Source organism: Paraburkholderia sp. BL23I1N1 (assembly GCF_003610295.1).
In the GTDB taxonomy this organism is placed as follows: Bacteria; Pseudomonadota; Gammaproteobacteria; order Burkholderiales; family Burkholderiaceae; genus Paraburkholderia.
In genome coordinates, this window is the sequence record NZ_RAPV01000001.1 from 2866007 (window position 1) to 2884375 (window position 18369).

At 62.5% G+C, this 18369-nt stretch carries 14 protein-coding genes and 1 pseudogene; 7 read left to right on the top strand and 8 right to left on the bottom strand.

Annotated features, from left to right (window positions below):
• Positions 1-595: 595 nt before the first annotated feature.
• Positions 596-1162, bottom strand: a complete 567-nt coding sequence (locus tag B0G76_RS13470) for a TetR family transcriptional regulator (RefSeq protein WP_120292806.1) — start codon at positions 1160-1162, stop codon at positions 596-598.
• Between the two features lie 78 nt (positions 1163-1240).
• Here B0G76_RS13470 and B0G76_RS13475 point away from each other — a divergent pair, with 78 nt between their 5' ends.
• Positions 1241-2134, top strand: coding sequence for an SDR family oxidoreductase (locus tag B0G76_RS13475; RefSeq protein ID WP_120292808.1), 894 nt, complete (start codon positions 1241-1243; stop codon positions 2132-2134).
• Positions 2135-2150: 16 nt separating this feature from the next.
• Here the strand turns inward: B0G76_RS13475 and B0G76_RS43290 are convergent, their stop codons facing one another.
• Together B0G76_RS43290 and B0G76_RS13485 are read right to left on the bottom strand one after the other, a co-directional pair.
• Positions 2151-2690 carry an MBL fold metallo-hydrolase gene (locus B0G76_RS43290; RefSeq protein ID WP_220700751.1) on the bottom strand — a complete coding sequence of 180 codons (540 nt, stop codon included), beginning with the start codon at positions 2688-2690 and terminating at the stop codon, positions 2151-2153.
• 452 nt (positions 2691-3142) lie between these two features.
• Positions 3143-4111 carry a zinc-binding alcohol dehydrogenase family protein gene (locus B0G76_RS13485; protein ID WP_120292810.1) on the bottom strand — a complete coding sequence of 323 codons (969 nt, stop codon included), beginning with the start codon at positions 4109-4111 and terminating at the stop codon, positions 3143-3145.
• Between the two features lie 103 nt (positions 4112-4214).
• Here B0G76_RS13485 and B0G76_RS13490 point away from each other — a divergent pair, with 103 nt between their 5' ends.
• Positions 4215-4808 (top strand): TetR/AcrR family transcriptional regulator, encoded by a 594-nt coding sequence (locus tag B0G76_RS13490; RefSeq protein WP_120292812.1) that lies wholly within the window; start codon positions 4215-4217, stop codon positions 4806-4808.
• Between the two features lie 10 nt (positions 4809-4818).
• Here B0G76_RS13490 and B0G76_RS13495 read toward each other — a convergent pair whose 3' ends face one another.
• Positions 4819-5697 (bottom strand): NAD(P)-dependent oxidoreductase, encoded by an 879-nt coding sequence (locus B0G76_RS13495; RefSeq protein ID WP_120292814.1) that lies wholly within the window; start codon positions 5695-5697, stop codon positions 4819-4821.
• A 20-nt stretch (positions 5698-5717) separates the two neighbouring features.
• Entirely contained in the window at positions 5718-6185 is a 468-nt protein-coding gene (locus tag B0G76_RS13500) for a MaoC family dehydratase (protein WP_120292816.1), read from the bottom strand.
• Positions 6186-6574: 389 nt separating this feature from the next.
• Here B0G76_RS13500 and B0G76_RS43750 point away from each other — a divergent pair.
• Positions 6575-7316 (top strand): annotated as a pseudogene (locus B0G76_RS43750) (SDR family NAD(P)-dependent oxidoreductase).
• 113 nt (positions 7317-7429) lie between these two features.
• Here the strand turns inward: B0G76_RS43750 and B0G76_RS13510 are convergent.
• Positions 7430-8353: a LysR family transcriptional regulator gene (locus B0G76_RS13510; RefSeq protein WP_120296363.1), complete on the bottom strand. Its 924-nt coding sequence runs from the start codon at positions 8351-8353 to the stop codon at positions 7430-7432.
• A gap of 180 nt (positions 8354-8533) precedes the next feature.
• Here B0G76_RS13510 and B0G76_RS13515 point away from each other — a divergent pair, with 180 nt between their 5' ends.
• From B0G76_RS13515 to B0G76_RS13525, 3 genes are all read left to right on the top strand, one after another.
• Complete coding sequence (locus B0G76_RS13515) at positions 8534-9280, top strand: SDR family NAD(P)-dependent oxidoreductase (protein ID WP_120292818.1); 747 nt, start codon at positions 8534-8536, stop codon at positions 9278-9280.
• A gap of 66 nt (positions 9281-9346) precedes the next feature.
• Positions 9347-9586, top strand: a complete 240-nt coding sequence (locus B0G76_RS13520) for an NIPSNAP family protein (RefSeq protein WP_120292820.1) — start codon at positions 9347-9349, stop codon at positions 9584-9586.
• A gap of 321 nt (positions 9587-9907) precedes the next feature.
• Positions 9908-10489: a hypothetical protein gene (locus B0G76_RS13525; RefSeq protein ID WP_120292822.1), complete on the top strand. Its 582-nt coding sequence runs from the start codon at positions 9908-9910 to the stop codon at positions 10487-10489.
• Positions 10490-10625: 136 nt separating this feature from the next.
• Here the strand turns inward: B0G76_RS13525 and B0G76_RS13530 are convergent, their stop codons facing one another.
• On the bottom strand, positions 10626-12278 hold the full coding sequence (locus B0G76_RS13530) for a cyclic nucleotide-binding domain-containing thioredoxin-disulfide reductase (protein WP_120292824.1): 1653 nt from the start codon (positions 12276-12278) through the stop codon (positions 10626-10628).
• Positions 12279-12332: 54 nt separating this feature from the next.
• The gene (locus B0G76_RS13535) at positions 12333-14564 is read right to left on the bottom strand and encodes a SulP family inorganic anion transporter (protein ID WP_259460571.1); all 2232 of its coding nucleotides are present in this window, start codon (positions 14562-14564) and stop codon (positions 12333-12335) included.
• A 485-nt stretch (positions 14565-15049) separates the two neighbouring features.
• Here B0G76_RS13535 and B0G76_RS13540 point away from each other — a divergent pair, with 485 nt between their 5' ends.
• Positions 15050-18358, top strand: coding sequence for an adenylate/guanylate cyclase domain-containing protein (locus B0G76_RS13540; protein WP_120292826.1), 3309 nt, complete (start codon positions 15050-15052; stop codon positions 18356-18358).
• The last annotated feature ends 11 nt before the right edge of the window (positions 18359-18369 follow it).

The window sequence follows — 18369 nt, forward strand, 5'->3', positions numbered from 1 at the left end:
CCACACACCTGCCAGATCTACCACCCCAGCCCTTGATGGCTATGGACTTCGCAATCAATTGCTTGCTCGTCCGGCCAGGTAGGCCTCGCATCTGGTTTCTGTTCGTCAGGTCATGGCTTTGCTACACGCTTCCTTCAGACCCCGCCTCACGACGACGCCCTTGCGTTTCGCTAGTCCTTCACCACCATCAGGTTGGACAGGGACTCACACCCCCAAGCTGTTGCGCATGCTCGGCGCACAATATAAAGCCCTGTAAAAAACAGGGCTTCAACAGCCAATCAACTAGCGAATGATGTTTCCCGGCGGGAATTCTACTCCCACCCGATTGACAACCACCTGCCGCAAACCAACGCCGAGCCTCGCTCGGATCCCCTTGCGTCCGCCGATACCCATGGATCCTGGATTCAGTGCGCCGTTACCCCGATATCACGCCGGTTGTTGAGGCGCGACGGCCAGCCGCTACCGCGCGCAATCTTGTACGGCGCTCGAGATTCTCCCTGGTGGCAGTGGATCAGCAGCTTACGTTCAACTAAGCACGCTCTGCCGGCGAAGAACAAAAACACATTGAACGAAGCCGGCATGAATAACGGCTTGGTCAACTGGCCGCGAGCACTCTCAGTCGCGCAAGCGATTCCTTCACGATCCCGCCGTAGTCGCGTCGCTCGGACTCGCCGACCCATTGCGCGAACGCGACCCGAAAGACGGCGATGCCCGCTTCCGCCGCGAGGCTCGCGTCCGGCTCGCCGACACCGCGCTCGCGCAACGCCTGTGCGAGCGCCGCGGACAACTTCGCCATCTTGATCAGCTCGCGCTCGCGCAGGTCCGTGTTGGCCGCGATCACCGTGCTGCGCAGGCGAGCGAACGGGCGCAGGTCGTCATCGAAAAAATCGCCGGCCTTCGTCAAAGCGGCGGCGGTCGCATCTATCGCTGAAGCCTCGGCCGGCGCCTGGGCGAGCGCATCGACCATCGTCTGCTGAAGACGTTCGGATCCGTTGAAAAGCACTTCGCGCTTGTCGGCGAAGTAGCGAAAGAACGTGCGCGCAGTCAGCCCCGCGCGCTCCGCGATGGCTGCCACGGTCGTCTGCTCGTAGCCGATCTCTCCGAACAGTTCGAGGGCCGCAGCACGGAAACGGCTCTCGGCATCAGGCTCCCAGCGCCCCATATTTTCTCTCTTGTGTTGACACAGAGTGACATCATAGGCCTATACTGATGTCACTCAATGACATCAGTGGAGTGTCTCATGCGAATTCTCGTCACCGGTGCCTCGGGCTGGATCGGCTCGGCCAGCGTCAAGGAACTCATCTCTGCAGGACACCACGTCCTCGGCCTCGCCCGCAACGACGAGTCCGCAGCCAGGATCGCCAGGCTCGGTGCCGAAGTGGTGCGCGGCAGCCTGGACGACCTTGCCAGCCTGCGCGGCGCGGCGACGCTGGCCGAGGGCGTCGTGCATCTCGGCTACAACCACGATTTCTCGCAGATGGCAGCCGCGGCGCAGACCGATCGCACGGCCATCGACACATTCGCCGACGTGCTGCAAGGCACTGGCGGCCCGCTGCTGATCGCCTCGGGCACAGTGGGGCTGGCCCCGGGCCGCGTAGGCACCGAGGGGGACGTGCCGAGTGCCGGGGTCCACCCGCGCATCGCCAACGCGGCCTACACGTTGGGTCTGGCCGATCGCGGCATCCGGTCGATGGTCGTGCGCTTCGCTCCGACGGTGCACGGCGCGGGCGGTGACCACGGATTCGTCGCGGTGCTGGCGCGCATCGCTCGCGAAAAGCGCATGTCGGGCTACATCGGCGAGGGCCAGAACCGCTGGCCGGCGGTGAACCGGCTCGATGCGGGCAAGCTCGTGCAACTCGCGATCGACAAAGCGACGCCGGGCAGCGTGCTGCACGCCGTCGCCGAAGAAGGCGTCGCCACGCGTGACATCGCGACGGCGCTGGGCCAGTTTCTGGACGTGCCCGTGGAATCGATTCCCGTTGACCGCGCGCAAGCTCACTTTGACTGGCTGGGCATGTTCTTCGGTGCCGACGCCCCGGCCTCCAGCGCACACACGCGTTCGCAGCTTGGCTGGGAGCCGACGCTCGGGACGCTGCTGGAAGACATTGCGGCCGGTCACTACCCTGGGAACTGAGTGCGGTGCCCTGCGGCTAGACCTCGAACCGGAACGCCGCCCCGTCGCGCTTCACATGTCCAGCTGTCGGCGCAGCGTAGTGGGTGCCGATGACCAGGATCGGCTGGTCGGCCCATTCGGCGAACAACGTCGCGCGGATGGTCGTCGCGGTCTGGGTGTCGCTGTCGAGGCTCGTGGCCCAATCGGGGTGCGCCATCTGGCAGGGATGGTGGGCAAGGTCGCCGGTGATCACCGCGCTATGCCCTTCCGATTCGATCACCACGCTGACATGGCCCGGCGTGTGGCCAGGGGTTGGCCTCAGACGCACCTCAGGCGAGATGCGGTGATCCATCTCCACCAGTTCGGCGAGGCCCGCGTCGAAGATCGGCCGCACGCTGTCTCCCATGATCGCCTGCTGTTCCTCGTCGCCCTCGTTGCTCCAATGCTCGAATTCGCGCTTGCCAATCAGGTAGCGTGCCTTGGGAAAGGTCGGGACCCACTTGCCGTCCACCAACAGGGTGTTCCAGCCCACGTGGTCTACATGCAGGTGAGTGCAGACCACGGCGTCCGCTGTCACGGCTCCAGCCCGCATCCGCCAGGTGTTGCAGGAACGACGTCGCCAGCGGGTTTCCGTCCACCAGACCGCGTGGCTTGTCGTTGCCGATGCAGGTGTCGACCATCAGCCTCAGCCCAGGCGCCTCCACCAGCAAGGCCTGGACGGACACGTTGAGCGAACCGTCCTCGTTGGCGAAGTGCGGATAGAGCCAGGGGCTGGCCCTCAGCGCGTCCGGCGTCGCGTCCCGCAGGAAGAAGCTCTCCGGATCGTAGGGAACCGACATCAAAATCTCGACCACACAGGTTATCTTCACCGAGCCCACCTGCCAATTCAGCATTACGCTCTCCTAAAGGTTACATCGCGTCGAGAAAATTTCGTCCGCGCAACATCTGACTGCCTGGCGCCAGGATAAGGAAATCGCCTCAATGAAACGGGCCCGGCTGGGAGCCGCGACTATCCGTTTGTCATGTCGGTTACATCGTTAAAACGACTTTGCCAAACGGCCTATCCTCGATCAGGTGACGCAGGGCTTCGCCTGCTTCGGCGAGGGGGTAGACCCGCTCGACGATCGGCTTGACTGATCCGCTTACGACTAGCGGGATGATGTCCTGCCACGCAGTGGCGATTGTGGCCGGTGACTGGGCGAACAGGGAGAAGCCAGCCATCCGCGCGCGCTTCCAGATCAGGTCAGTGACATCGATCGTGGTTTTGCGTCCTGCGGAATAGCCCAAGGTGATCAGGACACCGCCGAGACCCAGGCTGTTCAACGCCTCACTCGTCACCGTGCCGCCGATGCTCTCGATGACGATATCGACGCCCTTGCCGGCCGTTATCCGACGAACGCCGTCGGCGAGACCTTCCGCGCTGAGGTCAATCACGTCCTCGAAGCCCAGTTCGCGCGCTCTCGCGGCTTTCTGCGCGCTACCCGCCGTGGAGATCACTTTGCCGGCGCCCTGCGCCCGCGCGAGCTGATAGGTCGCGTTGCCGACCGACCCGCCAATTCCTGGCGCCAGCACCGTCATACCCGGCTTGAACCCGGCGTGCGTCAGCGTGATCTGCGCCGTCAGCCAGGCTACCGGAAGGCTGGCCGCGACGACGTCCCCAATCGCATCAGCCGATGCCAGATGTTCCGGCCTCACCAGCAACCATTCCTGCCATGTGCCATTCTCACCAACGCCATAGGGTCCCGTGAACATCACACGGCTTCCCACTGCAAGCCCGGAGTCGCCTGCGTCCTCGATGACCCCGGCGCCCTCATTGCCGAGCACCAGCGGCGCCCTGGCTCGAGGGTGTCCACCCGAGAGGACCGTGTGTTCGAGCGGCGTGACGCCGGCGGCGGTCACGCGAACCAGCACCCGGTCCTTCACCGGTTGCGGTTTAGGTAGTTCGATCTGCCGCAATCCGTCATAGCCCGAAAAGGTTTCCGCTTCGATTACACGCATGGGTATCATCCTTTAAAGTAACAGACCTGTACGTACCTTTCATAGTAGGTACAGATCTGTTACTTTGTCAACCAGACAATCCGAATGGAAGGAGTTGACGGCTATGAAGGCAGGAGCCCGACCCCGGCGGGGAGCCCCACCCAAGGGCGAAGTAAGCGCACGCGAGCGTATCCTCGCGACAGCAAGCGACCTGTTCTACCGCGAAGGCATCCGTGCCATCGGCGTCGACACGGTCGTCGAGCAATCCGGGGTATCGAAGACGAGCCTCTATCGCGTATTTGAGTCCAAGGACGCGTTGATCTCCGCCTTCGCCACCGAGAAAGACCGGTTGTTCTGGGCGTGGTGGGACGACGTTGAAGAGAAGCATGCTGAGGACCCGCGCGCCTTGTTAAACGCGCTGCTATCTGGAATCGCGAAACGGATCGCGCACCCCGCCTATCGCGGCTGCCCCTTTCTTAACCTGGTGACGGAGTTTCCCGACGACGACTATCCAGGCCGGGTTATCGCCCGAGACAACAAGGCGGAAATGCTGGCAAGGCTCACCGCGATCGTTGCCAGGCTGGGCGTGAGTCATCCCAAGCGCACCGCGTCTCAGATCGCGCTGATCATCAACGGCGCCTACGTCACTGGTTTGATCGCGGAGTCGGGTGATCTAAGGGGCGATCTCATCGACGCTGCCACGAAATTGCTGGTCTAGTCGAACGCGATCATTTGCCGGAACTGGTTCTTGCCTCGAGTGCGTGGAGGACGGCCACAATGTCGGCCTGTCCATGCCCCAATGCCTGCGTCTCGCCGAATAGCGTGTAGCAGACATCCAGTAGCGGCGACGTGACCCCGGCTTCTCTCGCCGCTTCCGCAATCAGTCGATTGACCTCCCGCACATTGGTGATCGACCCCTGAACATCGAAGTCACGCGTCACCAGCTTGAGAATTTTCACGCGTGAGATGTCGCTCGCCATCTGACCGGCGTCGACGATGGCACGGAACTGCTGCATGTCCAGACCATGCCGCTCGGCAAAATGAGCCGCTTCTGCAAGGCCCGCGACCGTGGTCATGAGAAACAGGTTCACCGCGAGCTTCATGAGGAGCCCGCTCGGAACCGGGCCGCACACCATCGTCTGATGGCACATGGGCTCGAGCAGCTGGCGAACGCTTTCGACGGCCGCTTCTTCGCCCGCCAGCATCGCCACGAGCTTGCCCGCCTCGGCGGGCTTGCGCGAGCCCGAGACAGGCGCTTCCACATATCGGCCACCGGCGTTGCGAATGTCGGCTTCGAGTCCGCGCGAGTAGTCGGGCGAGGTCGTCCCCACGTGGACGATCGTGTGGTGCGCAACGTTCGCGCTGAACTGCGATGTGCCGCGGCCGAGGACGGCGTCGACTGCGTCGCCATCGACTAACATCAGGAATACTACGCGAGTCCGTTTAAATATCTCAGCAGGGTTCGTCGCGACGGTTGCGCCGGACGCTCGCAACGACTCGCATCTGTCAGGGGAGCGATTCCAGACAACGAGTTGTGTGCCCGCACGGACCAGATTGAGCGCCATGGGCTGTCCCATGACGCCTAAGCCGATGAAACCGATGTCCATGAATACCCCGCCTTCCGGTATCAAGACAAATGTTGCGTACGGCGCGGCACGACCATGTTCACGACATGCACCAGCACGGCCTCGTCGTGCTGGTTCAGCGTGGTCGTTCGGAGCTTGATAAGGCCCTGCTCCGGACGGGACTTTGACGGCCGCACCTCGATCACCTCGCACCCGACGCGCAACTCGTCACCGGGTCGCACTGGCCGGGGCCAGCGGCACTCGTCGAGCCCAGCGCCGACAAAGCCGCCAGCCGGCTTGAGTTCGGTCTCAATCATCAACCGCATCGTCACGGCAGCGGTGTGCCAGCCGCTGGCGGCCAGACCACCGAAAATCGAGTGGCGCGCCGCCGCCTCATCGAGATGGAAGGGCTGCGGATCGAACTCGGCAGCGAACGCGAGGACCCGCTCCTTGTCGATGCGCAGCCGCCCTGAGCCGAACGTCTGCCCCACTGCAAAATCTTCCAGATAGCGCTCGTTCAACTGATCCATGATCCCGTCCCAGCCTTATGCAAGGCTATTCATCACAAAGTGACTGATCTGTAAATATTTTTTATATTACGGACAGGTCTGTAACTTTGTCAGGCGGGATATCTGAACGGAACGAGCATGCAGCCGAGTCCGGAAGTTTTCAGCGCCACCACGATGGCATGCCCTCTCCTGCCATGCTCAAAACGCATGCCGCCCTGCTTACAAGGTCTTTGTCGCACCCTTCTCGCAAACTTATAATCGTTTCAGCACCATGCATCGAAAATTTGTACTACGAATCTATTTAGAGAAGTGGCTCGTTCTAAAAATGCTCAGCGCAGGATGAACAGTCAATGAATCATCAACTGAATCAGTGATGCGATGAATCGCTCACGGATACACCAGGAAATCAAATGTCTGATTTAGCCAAAAAAGTGGCACTCGTTACCGGTGGCTCACGCGGCATCGGTGCGGCAATTGCGAAACGTCTGGCCGCGGATGGAGCAAGTGTGGCCATTACATACGCGAAGGACGCGAGCGCGGCAACGGCGGTGGTCAAAGAGATCGAACTCAATGGCGGAAAGGCTGTTGCAATCCAGGCGGACGCCACTAACGTCAACGCTGTCGAAGCCGCTGTCGAAAAAAACTTTTGCGACCTTCGGCCGGCTGGATGTGCTGGTGAACAATGCCGGCACGGCCATTCCGAAACGTTTCGAAGACACGACGCTGGAAGAGATGGATAGAGTGATCGACATCAACATCCGCGGCGTTTTCGCTACGACCAAGGCGGCGCTGAAGCACCTGAGTGATGGTGGGCGCATCATCATGATCGGTTCGGCGGTGGGCGAGCGTGCCATTGCGCCCGGGCTGGTGCCCTACGCAGCCACGAAAGCGGCCGTCAGGATGTTCACCCAGGCGCTGTCCAGAGAGTTGGGAGGCCGGGGTATCACGGTCAACAACGTCCAGCCGGGGCCGATCGATACAGACTTGAACCCCGCCTCAGGCGATTGGGCGGTGCCGCAGAAGGCCGCCACAGCACTCGACCGCTACGGGCGCGTTGAGGAGATCGCCGCAATGGTAGCGTTCGTCGCCGGCCCGGCGGCCTCCTACATTACCGGGGCGAATCTTACGGTGGATGGCGGGATGAATGCCTGAGTCCGGTCAATTACTCGACCTTCGGGTTTGAAGAAGGTCAACGTCCGTGCGGACGCAACGGAGAGTTGACGAGCTAAGGCAGTCGGCTCTCCCACGTCGCTATGTCGTGGCGACTATCCTACGGACGCCTGATTTTCGGCCGCTATCGATCTGCAGCGGGCGAGTAGATGGTCGATTCTGGAAAGAAACAAACTCAATATCGGCGAAGTGTTGGCCCTGCTATAGCCGATGACCAGGTCGATAGTCGGCGGTTCACCTGCAAGCGGACGGCTTGTCACCGACCCGGGAAGGAAATTCCTGGCGTAACACGGAAGCAACGCGAGACCGCGCGTCGATGCCACCAATGACACCGCCATCGCGAGGTTATCCACTTCGTGGCTTGCCTGTATGTCCAGACCTGACTGCAGGATAAACTCGTCGATGACGGTCCGGACAGTAGGAGCCGTGTGCGAAACGGTGATGAACGTCTCGCCGATGAACTGCCGAAGACCGATCTTTTCGCAAGCTGCGAGAGGATGATCACTTGGCAAAACCACAAACAATGGCTCCTTGACAACAAGCCGGTACTCCAGGTCCGGCACGTTTGGCTCCGGCCGCATGAATGCCAGATCGAGATCGCCTTTCACCAGGGCATCGCGAAGCGACGGCGAGTATTGGCTGGAGACCGTAACCTCAATTTGAGGGAGTTCGTCGCGAAGAACCCGCATCGCCTCCGGCAACCACTCTATCTCCTCCCCTGTCAGGAATCCAAGCGCAAATACGGGCTTTAACCGACGCGCCGCCCGTCGAGCCGCTTCAATGGCGGATTCCGCTTGCGCTAACGCGCCACGAGCGTGCTCGAGGAAAGCGCGACCTGCCGCTGTCAATTCAACTCCGCGGGCGCCGCGTATCAGCAAATCAACACCCACTTCCTCTTCAAGATCACGGATCTGACGGCTGAGGGAAGGTTGAGCCGTATGCAGTCGCTGTTCGGCCGCCGTCGTGAAGCTACCCGTCTCCGCGACGGCGATAAAGTAGCGAAGATGTCGAAGCTCCATTGCTCTCTCCATGCCTGCCGACTATGGCTCTAGATATACAAAGTCTTATTCCGGGGCGCCAAAACATTCTACGCTTAAGCCGAATTTGAATTTCAACCCGGAATTGACCGCGAATCTGGCTGGGTGACGCTCTATGCGAACCCGAGCAGCAATGGCTACCCATACCTCTAAGGACTTAACGTGACGAATCCTGTTGTTTTAATTACTGGCGCCCTGACGGGAATTGGCCGAGCCGCGGCGATCGCTTTTGCGCAGGACGGGGCACGGGTGGTGGTTTCTGGTCGCAGGCAGGCCGAGGGCAAAGCGTTGGAAGAGGAATTGCGCCGCCTCGGTACCGAGGCCGAGTTCGTCATTGCTGACGTACGTCGCGAGGACGAAGTGAGCGCTCTGGTTGACAAGGTGGTGGCGCGCTTCGGCCGGCTCGACGTCGTCGTCAATAATGCGGGCGTCGAGGGCAAGCCGGGCCCCGTTACCGATGTCTCTGCCGACGCCTACACGGCCTTGTTCGACACCAACGTGCTAGGGACATTGTGGGGACTTAAGCACGCTTTGCGCGTCATGCAGCCTCAGGGCAGCGGGAACGTCATCAACATTTCCTCGACGCTCGGAGAGCGTGGCGCCGCCAACTTCTCCCTCTACGCGGGCAGTAAGCATGCTGTAGAAGGGATCACGAAGAGCGCCGCGATCGAGGCCGCGGCTTACGGTGTCCGCGTCAATGCGGTGGCGCCTGGACCGACCGAGACAGCAATGCTGGACCGCCTCACGGGTTCAACCGAAAAGAGCGCAGCGTTCTACTCCGCCATACCGCTCAAGCGCGGCGCGACGCCTGAGGAAATCGCTAATGCCATCGTCTTTGTCGCATCAGACAAGGCAGCCTTTATCACCGGACAAATCATCAGAGTAAACGGCGGCAAGACAGCAAGTTGACGATAGTCGATTCGATTTTGACGCCACTGGAAAGCGCCGCTGTCCACGTTATTTACAGGAACCTGTATGTCAAAGCTTTTCTCACCGATCCGCATCGGCGCGATCGAATTGTCGCACCGTGTGGTGCTCGCGCCGCTCACGAGAATGCGGGCAGATCGCGAGCAACGCCGCGACGCCATGGAAGCAGATCCGGATTGGCAAGCATACCGGCGCGTCGCGCTGGAAGAAGATACGCTTGTCGATATGGAAAATCAGATTCTTAAGCCTGTTTCCTTCTCTCAACCGCGTTCAGTCACAAGTCAATAGTTGGCCTTCTCCGAGTATGCGGCGACTCCAGCTTCGAGCGCATGATCGCGACATCGCCATCGTGATCCTCTTCAGTCTCGAATGACTCGCCACCCGTTGAATGCGCCAGAGCGGCGCGGGCCAGCATGCTCCACGCACAAGCAGCGTGATTATCTGTCGAAAGCTTACGGGCACGGGGTTTGCTGCTCTCTACACACCATGTGCGAGATTGCGTGCTGTCCCGGTTTGCGCGCGTTCCACGACATGTCCCTATGCGCGCCGTAGCGGGATATGAGAGAAAGTCCAATTGAATCTTTCCGGAGCCGATCCAGGAGTACGGCAATGAAGACCCAGTATTTTTTTGTGGTGGCCGCCGTCGCCATGATGACCTGGCCGGCATTTGCCCAGCCACAGACGTCTGTGGAGATCAAAGAGGGAACAGACAAGACCACTGTGACGGGAACGGCAACGGTAATTGCCACGGTCATCGCCATTGATTCCGCTACCCGGACCGTCACGCTCAAGGACAGGAACGGCCGGGTCGAAAAACTTGACGCGGACGAGGAAGTGCGCAACTTTGATCAGCTCAAGGTTGGCGATGTGGTCACCACCGAGTACCGGGAGGCGAGGTCTCTGAGTCTCACAAAAACAAGCGGCCCGCGGTCTGCCAGGGAGCGGCAGATCTTGCAGCCGGCGGCGTCCGGGACCAAACCGGGCGGCACGATCAGTCGTGAGGTGACGGTAGTGGGCGACGTCGTTGCCGTTGATGCACAGGGAACACACCTCACCATAAAGGGGCCGCAGGGCACGGTGGATGTGTTGGTGGACCCCGAGCAACTGAAGAACATTCGCGAGGGTGATCAGGTTGAGATTGTGCACACCGAAGCGGTTGCGATATCCGTCACGCCCGGAGCGAGCAAGTAGTCACCAGGAGAGCGATCGCCTGGAAGCGCTGGATTTCGCGGGCATCGAAGTGCTTGCTCTTGGCCCCCGCGAAACAAAGCGTGTCTCGCGTGCCGGCTAACGTAACATGATGCTGCCCTCAGGGCCGCACCCAATACTATCCGGCGTCATGCTGCAGATATTTGTGGGCGAACGCGATCGCCATGCTGCCCTCGCCAACTGCGGAAGCAACGCGCTTGACCGGGCTCAATCTCACATCCCCACAGGCAAACACGCCCGGAACACTCGATTCGAGGAGGTAGGGATCCCGGCTATGAGACCAGCGCCCCGCCTTAACCACGTCGTCCCCAGTGAGAACATATCCGCGCACATCGCGCGCGATTTCCGTTGGCAACCATTCGGTCTCCGCATCGGCGCCAATGAACACGAACAATCCACCACAGTCGTGCCGGGTCACCTCTGCGGTCAATCCGTCGCGCAGATCGATCGCCGTCAGATGGGTATCGCCGTGTGCGCCGACAACTTCCGCTCGCAGATGCACCGCGACGTTCGACTTCCCGCGAAGCTGTTCGATCAGATAGCGAGACATGCTTTTCTCAAGCGAATCGCCTCGCAAAACGAGCGTCACCATGCGCGCATGATTGGCGAAATACAAAGCCGCCTGGCCGGCCGAGTTTCCACTGCCGATCAGATAGACGTCGAGTCCGTGCGCAGCGCTCGCTTCGCTGCGTGACGCACCGTAGTAAATTCCCTTGCCGATAAACCGGTCGAAGCCGTCGATCGCGAGGCGACGCCACGTGACCCCGGTCGCAAGAATGATGGTTCGCGCACGGATGACGTCGCCTCCGTCGAGGTGAACGTTACGCCCACCGACATCGATTCGGGCGACCGCCCGTGTCACCAGAATCTCCGCGCCCAGCCGCCTTGCCTGCTGCAGGGCCCGACTCGCGAGTTCATCGCCCGACACCCCGTTGGGGAAGCCGAGGTAATTCTCGATGCGCGAGGAAGTCCCGGCTTGCCCGCCCGGCGCTTCGCGCTCCACCACCACAGTGCGTAAGCCTTCTGACGCACCATACACAGCCGCGGCGAGACCGGCCGGGCCGCCGCCGATAATCATCGTGTCGTAAACGGCCAGGCGCGCCTGCGTCTGCAATCCCAGCAATCCGGCGAGTTCGCGTGGCGCGGGCCGGTTAAGCACCGTGCCGTCGACCAGTCGCAACGCCGGGCAGTCCTCCTCCGACGGACAGGTTCCAGGCCAGCGCGCCGACAGTTCCGACGCATCGGGTGTCATCCAGTCGCAGCTGATCTGGTTGCGGGCCAAGAAATGGCGCAACGCTGTGCAAGCGGTGTCCCAGCGATTGCCGACCATGATCACGCGTGGCGTGGGCGGCTCGGCGGAGAGGCCCTGCAGCCCACCGATGCGCTCGCGCGCGAGGGCGCCCATCTTCAACGCAATATCCGGCGATGCGGCAGCGAGCGTGTAGTAATGCTGAGCATCCACACGCATGACACGCGACGGCTCAGCAGCCCGATAGCCGCCTGGAAACGGGGAACTCAGCGCGAGCGGCACTTCGCCAAAGAGGGTTCCGGGCAGACGCCAGCCAAGCGTGCGCTCGATACCGTCGAAGGTCTTGACGACTTCCATCTTGCCGGCCAGAACGGCGTAGAGGGCGCGTTCCCCGCCTTCATGAACCGCGAACTCACCTGCGCACAGATGCAGGTCTGCGGACGTGCGCGCGAGATGCTCCAGTTCGTTGTTGGGGAGTGTCGAGAACAGTGGAATCGCCCGGATGTCGTCGATTGTCAGCATGGTTTCCTCCCAACAGGCAAGTGAAGTATCCGCGCGTGACAATTGACAAGCCTGTCAATGAGCCGCGCGCAACGCCTCGTCCGCAACAGCTAACCGCGACGCCATGACCTTGACGACAAAACGATGAATTTGCTGCGCGGTGACAGGATCGTCGTGCTCGAGCGCATGCAACGACGCGAGCGTCAAACGCCAGACTCGCGCCGGGCCCTCCGCAAGCACATCGGCACTACGCGTCTGCTGCGTGTACACCGCCATTTCGCCGACGATCGTACCCGGCCCGAACGAGCGCAACCTCAATGATCTGCCGTCCGCGAGCGGCAGCAAAACGTTGACACGGCCGCGCTCGACAAAGTACATGGCATCCCCCGGCTCGCCGTGACGGAACACCGGCTGCCCCGCGTCAAGCTCGCGCACTTCCAGAAGGGCCAACAGCCTGGCGAGCGCGCGCGACGTGAAATGCGGCGCGAGCATCGCCTGAAAATCCTCTTCGCCACGCGGCAGCGCGCGTGAATCCGACGCGAGAAGCGTATCTTCGACCCATTCGAGCCCGGCATCCAGCGTAGCGAACTCGTGGATCCGGAGGTTCAGCGTGCCGGTCTTCATGAGCAGTTCACGCGAGCGTGCCGGCAGCCCCGTCAACACCAGGTCCGCATCAAATGTGGCACACAGTTGCCTGAGCTTGACGAAGCTAACGGATACCGACGCGTCCATGCCGCTGGTCGAAGCGAAGTCGAGCACGACAAAGCGAACAGGTAATGGCCCGCGCGAACTTAGGCGTTCGCGAACGCGCTGCAAGATTGAATTGGCAGTGCCAAAGAAGAGAAACCCCTGCAAACACGTTCCGCACATCTGTGCGCCTATTTCGTGAAGCCGTCCGGTTGCCTCGATACTGCGCTCGACATTCGATGTGCGCGTGCTGCCATCGAACTCCATCCGAACGCAACTGACACGGCCGTACAACAGCGCGAACATCACGCATGCGGCAATGACGCCGGCCACCACGCCCGCGACGACTCCGTAGAACGCGATAGCGCCCAGAATGAGCGGCACAAGTAAATACTCGTGCCAGTTGAGCCGGGGATAGGCGCCGACCAGCCACTGGATCAACAGGCGCAGTCCCATGAAGAGCTGCAGCCCGACCAGCACCGGCACCGGAAACAGCGCGACCAGGTCCGGCCACACGGCCAGCACGAACAGACACGCGAGGGAGGCGAATACACCCGCCATACGGCTTGTGGCGCCCGTGCGTGCGTTGAGCATCGATCGGTTGTACGACTGATAGCCGACCATCCCGCCTAACATGCCGCTCGCGATGTTGGCGATGCCGGCCGCCCTCATTTCGCGGTTCAGATCGATGTCTTCGCCCGTGGCGGCGCCGATCGCCGTCGAATTCATCAGGATCGTGATCGCCGAAATCGACGTGACCATGAGCGTCTCCGGCAAGTGCGCAGCGATCGCCGACCAGTCAACGCCCCCGTGCGCCAGCGCCGCCGGCAGATGCAATTCTGGAATTCTGATCGGGTGCAGCGCCACGCGCGGAAGCAATAATCCCGAGTCGCGGGCATCGCCGATCGACAAACCTGCAGCAAGCAGGAGCAGGTAAAACAGCACGACGCCGAATGCAAGCGTGACCGGCAGCGCCGCAGCGTGTTTCCACGTGCGCGACAGGAGCGTGGCTAACGCGCACACCAGCACAGCAGGTGCCCACACCAGCCAGTTCAGGTGCGTGGCCAGCGCCAGGGTGTGCCAGCTCAAGGGCTCGCCGGTCACAACCCGAAACGCGCCGGCTAGCAGCAGGTAGCCCGTACCGGCAAGGAAGCCGCCTACAACCGGGTAAGGCAGGAATTGCAGGGAACGGCTGCGCTTCGACGAACCCACCGCATACAGAATGACGCCCGTCACCACAGAACACAGCGCGATGGCGATCAGCACGGTCAACAGAATGGTCTGAGGCGTACCGCCGTCAGCCCGCACGCTGCTCGCGACGCCGGCCGCCACACCGGCAAGAAACGCCGTCGCGTTGCCGTCGGGTCCGGCGATATTCATCCGCATTGAACTCGTCAAGGCGATCACCAGGGCCGTCACTACGCAACTGATGAAGGCCGTAGGTACGCCAAGCTCGGCGTAACGGGCGAGATCCGCGCTGAAGATCAGGGTGCCCAGGCTCATTGCATAGCAAAGCATGACCAGGGTCGACACCAAGCCGGCCGACAGGTCCCCAACCAGCCCCGTGATCCGTGGTCCGGCTCGGGCATGGAGCGAGGAACCTGTCGTAGCTGGCTTCACGGTGCCTCCCGCTGAGGGCGGATGGAGTCTCGCCTGGGCCGTGCGGTTCACGCGGCGCGCTGCTGTCGTGTCCTGCTCGAACCTCACCCATCGTTCTGGATGACGAACGACTGCACGTTGCCCTTGCCCGCTCACCCGACACCGTGGCTGATACGTTATGCAGTATCCGCCGTGGCCATAAGCAGTGTCAAACGCAGTGTCAAACGCACGCGGCACGCCGCCGCGCTCCTGGCCGAATCGGCCTCCACCTCGTCGCTCAGGTCCGGTATCCGTTTCCTTCACGCTCGACGTACACTGTATTTTCAGCAGGAAGGACTTGAACACGCAGCACGTTGCGCCCGTCACAGCGCGGCAACAGGCGGTGCGTCGATTCGTATGATCTGTCGATGCAACGCGCCCGGTTCGGGCATGCGGTTCGACAACCCGCGCGGCAATGCGCTGCGACGCGGCATGCGTGTTCGCACGCACCGGATTGGGCGGCGGCGATGGATATCGATCAGTGGCTGCATGCATTGGGGCTTGAGCAATACGCACCCGCATTTGCCGGGAACGACATCGATCTCGCAATGCTGGCGCAACTCGACGACGCGGACCTGAAAGAGCTCGGCGTCCTCTCACTCGGCCACCGCAAGCGGCTGCTGGCGGCGATCGCCGATCAGCACGACGCCGCACTGTGCGCGGCGGCGCCTGCTGTGAATACGCCAGTGAATGCGCCCGCAAACGCACCCGCAAGCGAGCGCCGCCAGGTCAGCATTCTCTTCGCCGATCTGTGCGGTTTCACCGCGCTGTCGCAAACGCTCGATCCTGAAGAATTGCGCGAGTTGACCGGTCGTTACACCGCGCTCGTCGATGGGATCGTTCTCGGTTACGGCGGCACGATCGACAAGCACATCGGCGACGCCGTGATGGCAATCTTCGGCGCACCGCGCGCGCACGATACCGATCCGCTACGCGCGGCGCGTGCCGCGCTGGAGATTCATGAGGCGCTTAACGGACTGGGCCAGCACGCGTCGTCCCCGTTGAAGGCACATATCGGCATCGCCAGCGGAGAGGTGGTCGCAGGGCCGCTCGAACGCGCGGACGTTCAGGACTACACGGTGCTCGGCGACTCCGTGAACCTCGCCGCCCGGCTGGTTGCCGCCGCGGGTCCCGGGGAAACACTGCTCTCCGATAGTGTGCATCGCGCGCTGGGCAACGGCGTGACGAGCGACGCCATCGGCACAATGCGCTTCAAGGGGATCGACTCGCCCGTGCCGGTGTGGCGTCTGCGCGGTCTTGCCTTTGAACCCGTCATGGCGAACCGCAGCGTGTTTGTCGGCCGCAAGGCTGAACTCGAGCAGTTCAAGGGCGTCGCCCGCACGTGCCTCGAGCAGCGAGCCGGTCACGTCGTCTATGTCCGCGGCGAGGCGGGTATCGGCAAGACGCGGCTCGTCGACGAGATGCGCCGTTTCGTCGAAACCCTGGGCTTTTCCAGCCACCGCGGCCTCGTGCTGGATTTCGGCGTGGGCAAAGGCCAGGACCCCATTTGCACCATTGTCGGCAGTCTGCTGGGCCTGCCGGCCACGGCCGGCGCCGACGAGCGGCGCGCGGCCGCCGAACGGTTTGCCACGTCCGGTGCCGTCGGCCCCGATCAGTCGATGTTTCTCCACGACATCCTCGACCTTGCGCAAACCGGCGAACGGCGCACGCTTTACAACGCCATGGACAACACCGCACGTACGCGCGGCAAGCGCATGGTCGCAGCGGCACTCGCGCAAGATGTCTGCCGGCACGGGCCCGCCATGATTATCGTCGAAGACCTTCATTGGGCGGACCCGGAGGTACTCGGTTACCTGGCCGCCTTCGCCGTGGCGATCGCGAACGGCCCGGGCCTGCTTGTGATGACGTCGCGCGTGGACGGCGATCCGCTCGACGCGGCATGGCGGGCCGGTTGCCGCGGCACGCCCTTCGCCACAATCGACCTTGGCCCATTGCGCCGCGACGAGGCGCTGAATCTTGCCGGCGGCTTTATCGATGCGAGCGAACGGGTCGCGCGTGCCTGCATCGAGCGAGCCGGTGGCAATCCGCTGTTTCTCGAACAGCTTCTGCATAACGCCGAAGAAGGGAGTGAGGAGGCAGTCCCCGCAACGATCCAGAGTCTCGTGCTGGCGCGCATGGACAGGCTGACTGCGCGCGATCGCGAGGCCTTCCAGGCGGCCGCGGTCATTGGACAGCGCTTTGGCCTCCCCTTGCTGCGGCGGTTAATCGATGCGCCGGACTACGTCTGTCTCGGGCTTGTCGCCAACGCACTCGTTTTGTCGGAGGGCGAAGATTTCCTGTTCGCCCATGCGCTTATCCAGGAAAGCGCCTACTCGACACTGCTGCGGGCGCGCCGGCGCGAGTTGCATCGCCGCGCCGCCGACTGGTTTGCCGCGACGGACCCCGTACTGCGCGCCCAGCATCTCGACCGCGCCGAAGACGAGCGGGCACCGCAGGCCTACCTGGACGCCGCGATCGCACAACGCGCGGCCTACTTTGTCGATGCGGCATTGCGGCTCGTCGAGCGTGGTCTGCAAATCGCGCAAACAGACGGGGATCGCCACGCGCTGATCTGTTTCAGGGGAGAACTCCAACGAGATCTCGGCGATATCGCCGCATCGATCGCGACGTACCGTGCGGCGGTGGCGGCCGCTCCAGACGAAGCCAGTCTCTGCCGGTCCCAGCTTGGCCTCGCCGAAGGTCTGCGGGTGAGCGAAGGACTCCCTGAAGCGCTCTCGGTGCTCGACGCGGCCCAGCACGTGGCGCAACGTCTGGATCAGGTACCTGAACTCGCGCGCCTGCATCACCTGCGCGGCAACATCTTTTTTCCGCTTGGCAGGATCGACGCTTGCCGCACCGAACATGAGTGCGGGCTCGCCTATGCGCGGCGCCTCGGCTCGCCGGAAGCGGAGGCGCGCGCGCTTGGCGGCCTGGCAGATGCGGCCTACGCGCAAGGGCGCATGCACACGGCTTACGAGCACTTTAGCCGCTGCGTTGCGCTCAGCCGCGAACACGGCTTCGGCCGCATCGAGGTCGCGAATCGTTCGATGGCGGGTTTCAGCAGGATCTACCTCAACGAGGCACGGGCGGCGCACGACGACGTCAACGCCGCTGCATGCGCCGCCGCGCTGGTCGGCCAGCCGCGCGCGCAGATGCTATGCGAAACGCTGGGTGTTTTTTCCAGCTACGAATTGGGCGACATGCAGGCTACGCTCGCTCATCTCGAACGCGAGATGCAGATCATCCTTCAACTGGGTGCTCGCCGCTTCGAGGCACAAAATAGGGAAATGCGGGCGCGCGTGCTGCTCGCGAACGATCATCGGCGCGAGGCCACGAAATTGTTGCGTGAAGCGCTGGCGATTTGCCGCGAGGTAGGCACGCAGTTCAGCGCGCCCAAGGCGGTGGGCGCACTGAGCCGCGCCATCGAGGACGACGGCGAACGCGTGCGTCTGCTCGCTGAGGGTGTCGACATGCTGGAGCGCGGCGCGGTGGGTCACAATCATCTGTGGTTCTATCGCGACGCCATCGAAGCGATGCTATCCGCCGGCGACGCGGCCGGCGCACTGCGCTATGTCACCGCCCTCGAAGGCTATACGCGCGCCGAGCCGCTGCCGTGGGCGGACCTCTTTGTGGCGCGCGGCCGCGCCCTTGCTCGCGCGTTGCAAGACCATTCGGGCGAAGAAACGCAGCTCGAACTCGAGCGCGTGCGTGCGGCTCTCGTGGAAGCCGGCTTCAACAGCTATCTGCCTGCGGTCGACGCCGCGCTCGCCGCATAGCGGAGCCGATA